This window comes from Shewanella nanhaiensis (assembly GCF_019457885.1).
Lineage (GTDB): Bacteria > Pseudomonadota > Gammaproteobacteria > Enterobacterales > Shewanellaceae > Shewanella > Shewanella nanhaiensis.
Window position 1 is genome coordinate 354,935 of record NZ_JAHZST010000002.1, and the last position, 13,164, is coordinate 368,098.

12 protein-coding genes are annotated in these 13,164 nt (G+C 46.0%); 5 read left to right on the forward strand and 7 right to left on the reverse strand.

Going from position 1 to position 13,164, the window contains the following annotated elements:
* Nucleotides 1-79 precede the first annotated feature (79 nt).
* The 4 genes from K0625_RS03870 to dsdA are packed head-to-tail and all read left to right on the forward strand — an operon-like array spanning nt 80 to nt 4,470.
* Nucleotides 80-1,021 carry an HlyD family secretion protein gene (locus K0625_RS03870; RefSeq protein ID WP_220108454.1) on the forward strand — a complete coding sequence of 314 codons (942 nt, stop codon included), beginning with the start codon at nt 80-82 and terminating at the stop codon, nt 1,019-1,021.
* On the forward strand, nt 1,021-1,989 hold the full coding sequence (locus tag K0625_RS03875; RefSeq protein ID WP_220108455.1) for an ABC transporter ATP-binding protein: 969 nt from the start codon (nt 1,021-1,023) through the stop codon (nt 1,987-1,989). Before K0625_RS03870 ends, K0625_RS03875 begins: the two co-directional genes overlap by 1 nt.
* Before the next feature lies 1 nt (nt 1,990).
* On the forward strand, nt 1,991-3,094 hold the full coding sequence (locus tag K0625_RS03880) for an ABC transporter permease (RefSeq protein ID WP_220108456.1): 1,104 nt from the start codon (nt 1,991-1,993) through the stop codon (nt 3,092-3,094).
* A gap of 32 nt (nt 3,095-3,126) precedes the next feature.
* A complete protein-coding gene (gene dsdA / locus K0625_RS03885; protein ID WP_220108457.1) occupies nt 3,127-4,470 on the forward strand; it encodes a D-serine ammonia-lyase in 1,344 nt (447 codons plus the stop codon).
* 70 nt (nt 4,471-4,540) lie between these two features.
* On the opposite strand, the gene K0625_RS03890 is transcribed toward dsdA, so the two are convergent.
* The 6 genes from K0625_RS03890 to K0625_RS03915 form a co-directional block, all read right to left on the reverse strand.
* On the reverse strand, nt 4,541-5,920 hold the full coding sequence (locus tag K0625_RS03890) for an alanine/glycine:cation symporter family protein (protein WP_220108458.1): 1,380 nt from the start codon (nt 5,918-5,920) through the stop codon (nt 4,541-4,543).
* 143 nt (nt 5,921-6,063) lie between these two features.
* Nucleotides 6,064-7,287: an organoarsenical effux MFS transporter ArsJ gene (gene arsJ / locus K0625_RS03895; RefSeq protein WP_220108459.1), complete on the reverse strand. Its 1,224-nt coding sequence runs from the start codon at nt 7,285-7,287 to the stop codon at nt 6,064-6,066.
* A gap of 148 nt (nt 7,288-7,435) precedes the next feature.
* Complete coding sequence (locus tag K0625_RS03900) at nt 7,436-8,446, reverse strand: ArsJ-associated glyceraldehyde-3-phosphate dehydrogenase (protein WP_220108460.1); 1,011 nt, start codon at nt 8,444-8,446, stop codon at nt 7,436-7,438.
* Nucleotides 8,447-8,533: 87 nt separating this feature from the next.
* Nucleotides 8,534-9,598, reverse strand: a complete 1,065-nt coding sequence (gene arsB, locus K0625_RS03905) for an ACR3 family arsenite efflux transporter (RefSeq protein ID WP_220108596.1) — start codon at nt 9,596-9,598, stop codon at nt 8,534-8,536.
* A gap of 98 nt (nt 9,599-9,696) precedes the next feature.
* Complete coding sequence (locus tag K0625_RS03910; RefSeq protein WP_220108461.1) at nt 9,697-10,044, reverse strand: metalloregulator ArsR/SmtB family transcription factor; 348 nt, start codon at nt 10,042-10,044, stop codon at nt 9,697-9,699.
* A gap of 83 nt (nt 10,045-10,127) precedes the next feature.
* On the reverse strand, nt 10,128-10,289 hold the full coding sequence (locus K0625_RS03915) for a hypothetical protein (protein WP_220108462.1): 162 nt from the start codon (nt 10,287-10,289) through the stop codon (nt 10,128-10,130).
* Nucleotides 10,290-10,354: 65 nt separating this feature from the next.
* Here K0625_RS03915 and K0625_RS03920 point away from each other — a divergent pair, with 65 nt between their 5' ends.
* Nucleotides 10,355-11,572, forward strand: a complete 1,218-nt coding sequence (locus tag K0625_RS03920; protein ID WP_220108463.1) for an alpha/beta hydrolase — start codon at nt 10,355-10,357, stop codon at nt 11,570-11,572.
* Nucleotides 11,573-11,610: 38 nt separating this feature from the next.
* Here the strand turns inward: K0625_RS03920 and pmbA are convergent, their stop codons facing one another.
* Nucleotides 11,611-12,951, reverse strand: coding sequence for a metalloprotease PmbA (gene pmbA / locus K0625_RS03925; RefSeq protein WP_220108464.1), 1,341 nt, complete (start codon nt 12,949-12,951; stop codon nt 11,611-11,613).
* Nucleotides 12,952-13,164 lie beyond the last annotated feature (213 nt).

Genomic DNA, 13,164 nt, shown 5'->3' on the forward strand with positions numbered 1-13,164 from the left:
ATCGGCAATGTATATTTGTTGTGCCATATCTGTCATAACTAATATCTGGGCATAGATTATCGAGAGCAAGGAGCTTGAGATGAAACCATTACTTTTTATGCTGTTACCCTTTATCCTGACAGCCTGTCAGGGAGAGGTGAGTAACCAAGCTTTAGGCACCTTAGAGCGTGACCGGGTGTTACTCAGAGCCACCGTCAGTGAAATCGTCACAGCCCTGCCCCAAAAAGAGGGAAACCGGGTAGAAAAAGGTGAGCTCTTAGTTCAGTTTGATAACCGTAAGCAACTGGCAAGAGTCACCTTCGCCAAAGCCGAAGTGAGTAAGGCTGAGTCTTACCTGCTAAGGCTAACTAATGGCGAGAGACCAGAAGATATCGCCAGTGCACAGGCCAATGTTGCCCGTACCCAAGCTGCGCTAGTCGAAGCCAATCAAAGCTATCAACGAAGCTCAAGTCTGCTCAAGCAAAAACTCACCAGTCAAGCCACTCAAGACGCAGCAAAAGCTAACAAAGACAAGGCTCAAGCAGAACTTATAGTTGCCAAAGAGAACCTAAGTAAACTTATAGCTGGAGTACGTGTTGAGGATATCAATCAGGCCAAAGCCGCACTGGATGCTAGTATCGCTAACCTCTCATTAGAGGAGCAGACCTTAGATGATTTAAGTGTTATCGCGACACGAAGTGGTCGATTGGACAGCCTGCCTTTTAACTTAGGCGAACGCGTCCCCTCTGGCGCGGTCATTGTTGCCATTCAAGCCGATAACGCTCCCTATGCTCGCGTCTATGTCCCTGAGCCCTACATGGCAAAACTCACCATAGGTCAAAAGATGAGAGTAAGAGTCGATGGTATAGAGACCCCTTTTATCGGCACCCTGCGCCGACTCAGCCAAGAATCGGCATTCACCCCCTACTATGCCCTCAACCAACAAGACAGATCGCGACTTGTATTTCTAGCAGAAGTTGATCTCGGCAGCGATGCCGACACACTGCCAACTGGGATCCCTTCACAAGTGGAGCTACCATAATGAGTAACTTAAGTCCCTCCTCCGAACTCGCTATCGATGCTAAGGGGCTCACTAAGAAGTTCGGCCAGCTGGCTGCCGTATCGGATCTAAACCTGCAAGTGCCTAAGGGGCATATTTATGGTTTTCTTGGACCTAATGGTTGTGGTAAATCCACCAGCATTCGTATGTTAACTGGCCTGCTGACACCCACAGAGGGCTCCATTCAAGTATTAGGCATGTCAATACCAAAACAAGCCGAAGCACTCAGGTTACGAATAGGCTATATGACCCAGAAGTTCTCCCTCTATGAGGATCTCACCGTCAAGGAAAACCTAGAGTTTATCTCCCAGATCTACTGCCTGAGTCCCAATGACAGTCGTAGCAAAATATCTCAGTTGATCAGCACCTATAACTTACTCAAACAGCAACATCAGTTTGCTGGCACCTTAAGCGGAGGACAAAAACAGCGACTATCACTGGCCTGCGCCTGCCTTAACGAGCCTGAACTACTGTTTCTTGATGAGCCCACCTCGGCTGTTGATCCACAAAACCGACGTGATTTTTGGGAGCAGCTGTTCGATCTATCAGAGACTGGGACCAGTATCTTGGTCACCACCCACTATATGGATGAAGCGGAGCGTTGCCATGGCCTTGCGATTATGGAGCAAGGTTTTATCCGCGCCGATGGCAGCCCCAATGATTTGATGCAGCAGATGGGCGTAAATGTGCTCGAAGTGAGTCACTCTAGCCTAAGGGAGCTTAAAAACTCCCTGCTCGCCTTTAAAGAGATCAAATCAGCAGCTCAGCTCGGTTCTCGCTTACGGGTTTTAGTCGACAATAGAGTCACCGATCCCAATGCTTGGCTAAGACAAGCTAGGCCAGATTTAAAACAAGCAGAGATAAGGCTCGCCCCACCTAACCTTGAAGATGTCTTTGTGACAGTCACTGGCCAGCAGCCTTCCTCGCCAATAATCTCGGCGGAGGTGTAATATGTCATTTACCAACAGTATCCGCAGAATAAAAGCCATTACCGTCAAAGAGATCCGGCAACTGAAGCGAGATCGTATTACTTTTGGAATGGTAGTCATGATCCCACTGATCCAACTGCTGCTTTTTGGCTACGCCATCAACACCGATGTTCGCAATGTGCCCGTCGCCATCGTCGATCAAAGTGACTCGGCGGCAGGTCGATGGATAGTCGAAGCGATTAAAGTGACCCAAGTTGCTTCCGTCGAGGCATTTTATAAAACAAGCACAGAAGCGGAAGCGGCGATCACCCGTGGCGAGGTACGAGCCGCACTTATCTTACCCCCTAACCTCACCGAAAAACTCGCCAACAATGAAACCTTAGGCCAGTGGATAGTCGATGGCTCAGACACCATGATCGCTGGTGCTATGAAGCAGCTGAGAAACATGCCGCTGGATCAGATAACAGGCATCAATACTCAAAAACCTGCCACCTTTGAGGTTGCCCTCTTCTACAACCCTGAGCAGCGATCTGCAGTTAATATCGTGCCAGGCCTAATCGCGGTTATCCTTACAATGACCATGATCCTGTTCACCTCGGCAGCCATCGTCCGCGAGCGTGAAAAGGGCAATCTGGAGCTACTGATCACCACCCCAATCAAGCCTCTTGAACTAATGTTGGGTAAAATTCTGCCCTACATTATTGTGGGCTTGATCCAGATGACTATTATTTTAGGGCTGGGGCATTTTATCTTCGATGTACCGATAAATGGCTCTCTAGCACAACTGCTTATGGGCACCTTGCTCTTTATCGCCGCCAGTTTAACCTTAGGGCTAATTATCTCGACCATAGCTCGAACTCAATTACAGGCGATGCAGATGACCATCTTTATCATACTGCCTACCATCTTACTATCAGGCTTTATGTTTCCTTTTGAAGCCATGCCAAAACCCGCCCAGTGGATTGCAGAGATCTTACCTGCAACTCACTTTATGCGGATCATTCGTGCCGTAGTACTTAGAGGGGGAGAGATAGGCGATATGCCCTTCGATACACTCTGGTTAGTGGGCTTTACTGTGATTGGGATTATTATCGCCTCACTACGATTCAATAAGCGTTTGGATTAACCATATTTTTTAAAACTAAAAACGAAACTGAAATGATAAATGCTAAGCAACAGATAAACACTAGGCAACTGATAAACGACTTCCCTTTGCTGACTAAGCTTATCAAGCTTGAAGAGGTTAGCTGGTTTGAAACCAAATCGACCAGTCTAGCCGAGGCGCTACCTTATGTAGGCTTAGATAGCACTGATGTGGCCGATGCCAGCGCACGTTTACAGCGTTTCGCACCTTACTTAACCTTAGCATTCCCTGAAACAGTGGCATCTAAGGGCATTATTGAGTCTGAGGTGGTTGAGATCCCACAGATGAAGCTGGCGCTAGAAGCTAAGTACGGCCAAGCTATTGCCGGTAAGCTGATGCTAAAAAAAGACAGCCATTTACCGATCTCAGGCTCAATCAAGGCGCGCGGCGGTATTTATGAGGTACTGACCCACGCTGAAAAACTGGCGATTGCCGCGGGTAAATTGAAAGAGTCAGACGACTATCAAATGCTGTTCACTGAAGAGATGCGTCACTTCTTTAACGGGTACAGCATTGCGGTTGGCTCGACCGGTAACTTAGGTATGTCTATCGGCATCATGAGCGCCAAGCTAGGTTTCAAGGTGAGCGTGCATATGTCGGCAGATGCTCGTCAGTGGAAGAAAGACAAGCTGCGTAGCCACGGCGTATCCGTACATGAGTATGAGCAAGATTACGGTGTTGCGGTTGAACAAGGGCGTAAAGCGGCAGAGTCTGATGCAAGCTGCTTCTTTATCGACGATGAAAACTCTCGCACGCTATTTTTAGGCTACTCGGTCGCTGGTGAGCGCTTAAAAGCGCAGTTTGATGAGGCAGGTATTAAAGTTGATCGCGAGCACCCGCTGTTTGTTTACCTTCCATGTGGTGTAGGGGGCAGTCCTGGTGGCGTGGCATTCGGTCTTAAGCTAGCTTTTGCTGATAACGTTCACTGCTTCTTCGCCGAGCCAACCCACTCTCCCTGTATGCTACTTGGAGTGCACACGGGGTTGCACGACAAAATCGCGGTGCAAGATTTAGGTATCGACAACGTGACAGCAGCCGATGGCTTAGCGGTAGGCCGTGCTTCAGGTTTCGTTGGCCGCGCCATGGAGCGAATGTTAGATGGCTACTACACCTTAAGCGATCAGCATATGTATGATCTACTTGGCTTATTAGCTGAAAGTGAGGGCATCAAGCTTGAACCATCGGCACTTGCAGGTATGCCGGGGGCACTTAGAGTGAGTGACGATAGCAACTATCAATCGCGTATGGGCCTAACACCTGAGATGATGGCCAATGCGACTCACCTAGTGTGGGCAACAGGTGGTGGGATGGTACCAGCACAAGAGATGACCAAGTACTTGGCGCAATCAACTAATTAGTCTTATACCGATTGGTATAACTACAAAAAAGCGCCTTTCGGCGCTTTATTTTCAAATATCGCTCACTGAGTTAAGCACCAGCTTTGGCTTTCTCATCTTCCTCGCGCTTTTTGATAAAAAACTCACGAGTCAGAGTAAATACCACAGGACTTAACAACGCTAAGGCGATCAAGTTAGGTATCGCCATCATGGCATTAAGGGTATCGGCCAACAGCCAGATGAAATCCAGTGAACTAATAGCCCCTAGAGGCACCACAAGAATCCATACCACTCTAAACGGCTTCACCGCTTTAACACCAAGCAGATACTGAACACACTTTTCACTGTAAACACTCCAGCCCAGAATGGTTGTGAAAGCGAAAACAGACAGGGCAATAGCAACAATATAGTTACCCATAGGCAGAGCCGATGAGAAGGCCAATGAAGTTAACGCCGCCCCGTTCTCACCTGAGGTCCAACTGCCTGTGACAATAATCGCTAGACCTGTGATGCTACAAACGATCAAGGTATCGATAAAGGTACCTAACATGGCCACTAAACCTTGAGCCACTGGATTATTAGTTTGTGCCGAAGCATGGGCAATAGGCGCACTACCTAAACCAGCCTCATTTGAAAACACACCACGTGCCACACCAAAGCGGATCGCAGCCCAAACCGCTGCACCAGCAAATCCACCTTGTGCTGCAACTGGATTAAATGCGCTGTGCACAATCAAGGCTATCGCATCAGGGATCTCTGAAGCGTTTACTATCAGTACCGCAATACCCGCGCCGATATAAAATACGCTCATCAGGGGAACCAGCTTACCCGCCACATCGGCAATACGCTTGATTCCACCCATCAATACAGCACCAACCAGCAACATTAGTACCACGCCTGTTATCCAAGTAGGCACGCCAAAGTTACTGCTTAACGCATCAGCCACCGAGTTCGACTGAACCGTATTACCAATTCCGAAACCAGCAAATGAGCCAAATAGGGCAAAGGCTGTACCTAACCAAGCCCACTTACTACCTAGGCCGTTTTTGATGTAATACATGGGACCACCGATGTGCTCACCTTTATCATCAACTTCACGGAATTTAACCGCTAATACCGCCTCAGAGAACTTAGTTGCCATCCCCACCAGCGCGGTACACCACATCCAAAATAGTGCGCCTGGACCACCAATAAAGATAGCTGTAGCCACACCAGCGATATTACCTGTACCAATTGTGGCCGACAGTGACGTCATCAAGGCATTAAAAGGGCTAATCTCCCCCTTCATATTTTTATCTTTATCCGGGATCCGGCCGGACCATAACAGTTTAAAGCCTGTACCTAGTTTCAAAATCGGCATGAGTTTTAACCCTACCGAGAGAAATAAGCCAACACCTAAGATCATGACAAGCATAGGAGTGCCCCAAACAAAGCCATTGATCATGCTGACAAAATCAGTAATTCCTTCCATTCAAACCTCGTCGATGCTTATCATTATTATTTTATTGATTCCGTGATCTACCCGGAATTTGTTGATTGAATTCCAGAGTACAACGAAAAGAGTGCAAAATGAAAGCAGCGAGTGATGAACTTATTTGATAATTACCAAGCTAACTAACTTTTTGGTAAATAGAGGCTAATCAAGGCCGTTATGGCGAGCATCCCTGAGGAGATCCATAAACAAGCTTCGAGTCCTGCCACTTGATACACATAACCCGAGAGTACAGTGCCGAGTAATCGTCCCATGGCATTAGCCATATAGTAGAAACCGACATCGAGAGAAATACCGTCGTCACTGGCGTAGTGAACAATCAAAAAACTATGCAGAGAGGAGTTAATCGCAAACACGGCACCGAAAATCATCAAGCCTATGAGTAAACTCAGTTCAGGGCTGACATTAAACATCAAAGCAAGGGCAATCACCCCTGGGATAGCTGCGAGTGCACACACCCAAAACAGCGCCTCTCTACCACCTGGAGGGTTACCATCGGCTCTTGAGGTTAACTTAGGTGCTTGAGTCTGTACAAAACCGTACGCGATAATCCACAGAGCAAGAAAACCACCGACGTAATAGTGATCCCAGCCAAATTGACTACCAAGGTAGAGCGGCAGAGCAACAACAAACCACACATCACGAGCCGCAAACAGGAACAATCTCGCTGCTGATAAGATATTGATGCTACGACTCTTAGAGAAGATCTCACTGAATTTAGGTTTACTCTTAGCCTTACCTAAATCTTTTTTAAGGCTAACAACACTCATTATCCAGATAATGGCTAACCCAAGGGCCATAATGGCGATCGCAGACTTAAAACCAAACAAGCTCAACAGGGCACCGCCTAGGAAAAAACCCGCTCCTTTGAGTGCGTTTTTAGAGCCTGTTAATTTGGCTATCCAGCCATAGAGTTTCTGTGAGCTTTCCTGCGCAGAGTCACTGTTGACCAACATCTTAATCGAGCTTTTAGCGCTCATCTTATTAAGATCTTTAGCTATCCCCGACAGGCCTTGAGCAGCCATAACCCAAACAAGCGTTAACATGGTATTGGGTACCAGCAACATGCAGAGGGCTGCAACCTGCAAGCCAAGCCCTATGTTCATAGTACGATTTAAGCCAACTCGAGCCCCAAGGTAACCGCCCACTAAGTTTGTCACCACACCGAAGATCTCATAGAAGAGAAACAGCATGGCGATAGCCAGCGGTGTATAGCCTAACTGGTGAAAATGAAGCACCACCAACATGCGCAAGGCACCATCTGTCAGGGTAAATCCCCAATAGTTTCCCGTCACAATCAAGTATTGCTTCACCTGTTCCGGCAAGGCTTTGAACTTAGTTAGCATTTCATTCCCTAAGTGTAAGATTTGAGGCCCTAGGTCCTAGAACCTAGGTACTCATTAGCTTTTATCTAAACGCCCCACCATTCTGGCCAACTCCGCAGTGCGGTTTGTCCTAATATCGGCACACTCGTTGTCATACCAGACATTGCTGTTAAGCCTTATCTAAACGCCCTACCATTTTAGCAAGCTCAGCTGTTCGGTTGGCGTACCCCCACTCGTTGTCATACCAGACATAAAGCTTCACCTGTGTGCCGTTTACCACCATGGTCGATGGGGCGTCGATAATACTTGAGCGTGGATCTGTCTTATAATCCACCGATACTAAAGGGCGCTCTTCATAGCCTAAGATATCTTTTAGCTCACCTTCTGCAGCCTCTTTCAGTAAAGCATTCACCTCGGCTTCTGTGGTCACTTTTTCAAGTTCAAACACACAATCTGTAATAGAGGCATTGGCTAAAGGGATGCGCACAGCGTGGCCATTCAACTTTCCCTTAAGTTCAGGGAAGATATGGGTGATCGCGGTTGCCGAACCAGTCGTTGTCGGAATAAGGCTAAGTCCGCAGGCACGGGCACGACGCAGATCTTTATGGGGAGCATCCAATATGGTTTGCGTATTAGTGATGTCATGAATTGTGGTCATTGAGCCATGCTTAATACCGATCTTTTCATGAAGCACTTTCACGACTGGTGCCAAACAGTTAGTGGTGCAGGAAGCTGCTGTAACAATTGGATGTAGTGCCTTATCATAATCTTGATGGTTCACCCCCATCACAACATTCAATACCCCTTCCTCCTTAACAGGAGCGGTCACCACAACGCGTTTAACCCCTTGTTCAAGATAGGCTTGCAATAACGCTTTGGTTTTCATCACACCTGACGCTTCGATAACCAGATCACAACCTGACCAATCAGTATCTGCAATCGACTTATTGGCTGTGGTAGCAATGCGCTTATCACCGATAACAATATCACTGCCATCGTTAACCGCTTCATGCTGCCAGCGACCATGGACCGAATCGAATGTCAGTAGGTGAGCTAAGGTTTTTGCATCACCGGCTGGATCATTAATCTGTACAAACTCAACATCATCCCAATCCCATGCTGCTCTTAATGCCAAACGTCCCATGCGGCCAAAGCCATTTATGCCTATCTTGATACTCATATCAAACCCTTTGATTATTATCTTTAAATGCTACTTCTAGACTCTTTTTAAAGTACTCTTTTAAATACTATTTCGTATAACTGAATATTACTCAGCAGATCTTAGCTGTGTAGGCTGTTCATTACCGTTTATATCACTTTCAAACTTTGCTCGATTACGATTCACAAAGGCCACAAGCGATAACATCACAGGCACCTCGACTAGCACACCCACAACCGTCGCCAACGCTGCACCAGAGTGTAGGCCAAACAGTGAAATGGCCACAGCAACCGCAAGCTCAAAGAAATTTGAGGTGGCGATCATGCACGCAGGTGCAGCGATCTTATGACTCAGCTTTAGCCTCTTCGCAGCGTAATAGGCGATAAAAAAGATCCCATAGGTCTGGATGAGTAGCGGGATAGCAATGAGCAGTATATTTTGCGGCTCATTGAGTATGGTTTGCGCTTGAAAGCCAAATAGCAGAACGACTGTCATCAGCAAACCAACCATAGACCAAGGTTTCAGCTTGGCGATAAACTGGGCCAGTGAATCTAGCTCCCCCTTTTTCACTAAGCGTCGTCGAGTAAGCACGCCCGCCACTAATGGCAACACCACATAGAGAAAAACTGAAGAGAGTAAAGTTTCCCACGGCACCTCAATATCACTGACACCGAGTAGGAATGCACAAATAGGCGCGAAGGCGACCACCATGATGAGGTCGTTAACAGAAACTTGCACTAAGGTGTAATTAGGGTCGCCCTTGGTTAGCTGGCTCCAAACAAACACCATGGCCGTACAGGGGGCTACACCCAGTAAGATCATGCCAGCTATATATTCAGTTGCCGTCTGTGGGTCAACCCAATCAATAAAGAGCACATTGAAAAACAACCAACCTAAAAAGGCCATAGTAAATGGCTTCACCAACCAGTTAATCACTAATGTTAGCCATAATCCTTTAGGGCTCTTGCTAACATCTTTAACGGCAGCAAAATCTATCTGTACCATCATGGGGTAGATCATGACCCAAATAAGCAGGGCTATCACTAAGTTCACATGGGCATACTCCAGTGATGCTACCGTGACGAATATAGTTGGAAAAAGGTTGCCTAGGAGCACACCTGCCACAATAGATAATCCCACCCAAACACTGAGATAACGTTCAAAAAGTCCCATCATTTAACCCTTACTACTTAAAACTATTACTTAAAGCTACTGCTAAACATTCATCGTAAATTAAAAACTGATACTGGTATAACCAGTATTAACTCAAGCTAGTCACAGCAGCTTTTTACGCGATCGGGCCTATCACCCATCTGCGTCAAACGAGCCAAATTCAACTTTATCAGCTCACCGTTGGCGTTGAAGGTTTCATCAATCACCTTCAACGCCCAAACAGGTAGGCTTGGATTAATTCGATAAAACACCCATTGCCCCTGACGTTTATCTAGCAGTAACCCTGCCTTACGAAGCTGAGCTAAGTGCCTAGAAACCTTTGGTTGGCTCTCCTCCAATGCCTGCATCAATTCACACACGCAGAGCTCCTGCTCCGCTTTAATCAATAACAGACTACGTAAGCGAGTTTCATCGCTAAGCGCTTTAAACAGATCCAGAGCTGTCATGGTAAACCTCAATAAAAAATATCAACAACAAGATATATGGACAATCATATATATGGATATCCATATATGCAAGTTTAAATTGATTAGAGTGAATAAGTAGTGTTGCTAGAAAGAGAGTGAGAAAAAGAGGAGTGAACAATAGTCAGTAAGAGCATCAAATCAGCTTCACCAAATACAGCTTCAAGTAATTTTAACCAAGTCGTGCTAAATTCAGTCTTAGGATAGCCATAAACACTTTTTATCATGGATGAACCTAAACGGCATGCATAGATTTGACTCGAAAAAACTCATTATTTTTATATGTTGTTTTATGCTCGCATCATGCAGCCAATATCGTCAGCTTGCCAATGAGATAAAGCAGCTCAAAACAGGATTAATTGAGTACCAAGTACAACTTCAAGAAAAAGATGAAATCAGTGCCCTTATATTGATCTTCCTTTCCGATAAAAACCCTCAGCAGATTGATGGCTTTGATGTCGTGATAGGAGAGAGGGATATCAAGCTTAACGCCCCAATAACCAGCCGTTACCTGTTTATATTCGATGATCTAAATAGCGATCTCAGATTTCAAAAAAATGAACCTTTCCAACTTAAAGCATTGGATCTTCAGCATCCTGATCGCCCCATGAAAATCTCGCTCACAAAAGCCAGCTCAGGCTATCCCACAAAGTTAGTTGACATGCCAATTAAGCAGATAACTAAGGTTAAAATAAGCCCCGCAAGAATAGGGTTTGAGGCAAGCTTATCCGATCCTAAATTTGACAAAGATAAAGCTGAATTAGGTATGTGGAAACCATTAACTCACCTACAGGAGGGAAACGCAGGACTGTTTTTCCTCACCCCCTTCGATAAAGAGAAAATACCTGTCATTCTGGTCCATGGTATCGCAGGAACCGCTAGAGATTTCGAACCTTTTATCGAAAATATCGACACAGAGAAGTACCAAGTTTGGGTCTTTAACTACCCCACTGGACTACCCCTGTTACTGATCGCTAAGGGACTTGAAAACACGATCAATATCGTTAAGTACCAATATAAATTTACTCAATTCCACCTGCTAGGTCACAGCATGGGGGGGCTGGTATCTAAAGCCTATTTAAACCTCTGTACAGCCAGCTCAAATTGCGACTCCCTGCTCAGCTTTACCTCAATCTCAAGCCCCTTTGGCGGTGTTAACTCTGCGCAGATAGGGATAGATTATTCACCTGTGGTGATGCCGGTATGGCGAGATCTTCCCGCTAATAGCAAGTTTATTCAGGAGCTCTATACCCCCTCTGAGATAGCAACTCCACATATGCTCAATTTTGGCTTTAAAATAAGTGGATTACTCAACCGCCAAAGTGGAGATGGCGTTATCAGTCTTGCAAGCCAGCTTGATATGCGAGCACAACAAGAAGCAGAGCTGATACGGGGCTATGATGAAGATCATTTGCAAATTTTATCTAACAAACAGCTACAACAAAATATTGCAGAGTTTTGGGAAGAGACTGAAACTAAAAGAGCCCCTAAGGGCTCTTCATTATACTAATATTTCACTTTCAATCGAAGCTCCAGGCTAATAGACGATTAGTTTCCCGCAATCTTCATATCACTCAGAAGTATGCCACCGGTGCGGATCGATGAGCGCAGATCGCGATCGCTACTGACAGCGACGATATTTTGGAACATATCTTTAAGATTGCCCGCTATGGTGAACTCCTCAACCGGATAAAGTATGACGCCGTTTTCAACATAAAAACCTGCAGCGCCACGAGAGTAATCTCCAGTCACCGCATTCACGCCTTGACCCATCACCTCAGTCACGATAACCCCAGTTCCCATCTGCTTAACAAGCTCATCAAATGTCTGACCTGTATGGGAGAGAGTCCAGTTGTATATACCACCAGCATGGCCGGTATTTTTAAGGCCCAACTTACGTGCCGAATAGCTCGTCAGAAGGTAAGTCGACAGCACACCATCCTTAATAATGCTGCGGTCTTGAGTTGCTACCCCTTCACTGTCATATATCGCACTAGCAAGCGCCCCTTTAAGGTGAGGCTGCTCCTCAATAGAGAACCAATCAGGGAATATTTGTGTGTCGATAGAATCGAGTAGGAAACTGGATTTACGATATAAGCTACTACCACTGATTGCACTAACCAAGTGACCCATTAGCCCCGTTGCAATATCAGGAGCCAGTAACACAGGAAGTTCAGTTGTTGCAATTTTGCGGCTATCTAAACGGCCTAATGTCTTCTCAGACGCCTTTTGGCCAACCTCTTCAGCAGAAAGTAGCTCATTGAAATTACGCGAAATAGTATAATCATAATCACGCTGCATATTGCCATCACTCTCACCGATGACAACGCAACTTAAGCTATAACGTGAACTTGAAAAGCCATTCAAAAAACCATGGCTATTACCGTAAACCTTTAAACCTGTATGTGCATTTGCACTGGCGCCATCAGAATTAGTGATTCGGCTATCCACATTCAATGCAGCTTCTTCAGATCGCGCCGCAAGCTCTGTGAGTTGCTCAGCAGAGATATCTTGAGGATGATACAGCTCAAGATCGGGAAACTCAGTCGCCATAAGCTCAGCTTCAGCCAAGCCGTTATTAGGATCGCTAGAGGTAAATCTTGCAATATCGTCAGCGGCTTTGACAGCCAATTTGATCGCTTCAGGACTAAGATCTGATGTTGATGAACTGCCCTTGCAGCCATCACGAAAGAGGGTAATACCTAAGGCACCATCTTTGTTAAACTCAACGGTTTCAACCTCTTTGAGCCGAGTAGAAACGGATAAGCCTTGCTGCTTGCTTATCGCAACTTCAGCTGCGGTTGTACCGAGTTTATTCGCATAATCTAACGCCATAGATACAGCGTCTTTCAATAGATCCAGTTCAAGGTCAAGGCTAGGTGTTGTCACAAATCTGCTCTTTTATTATCAGGAATTTAGTAAGCATAACAAACCCGATCACCAATCACATTAAATAACTGCTAATGCAAGGCAACGATATCGATTAGCAAGCAAAACATAGACCCACAATGACTAAGACAGAGGAAGACCTACCCAAGCGACCTCGACATGCTGAATCCTGCACCTTGAAGTTGTTTGGGTATAGGTGATTTTCTCCTGAAA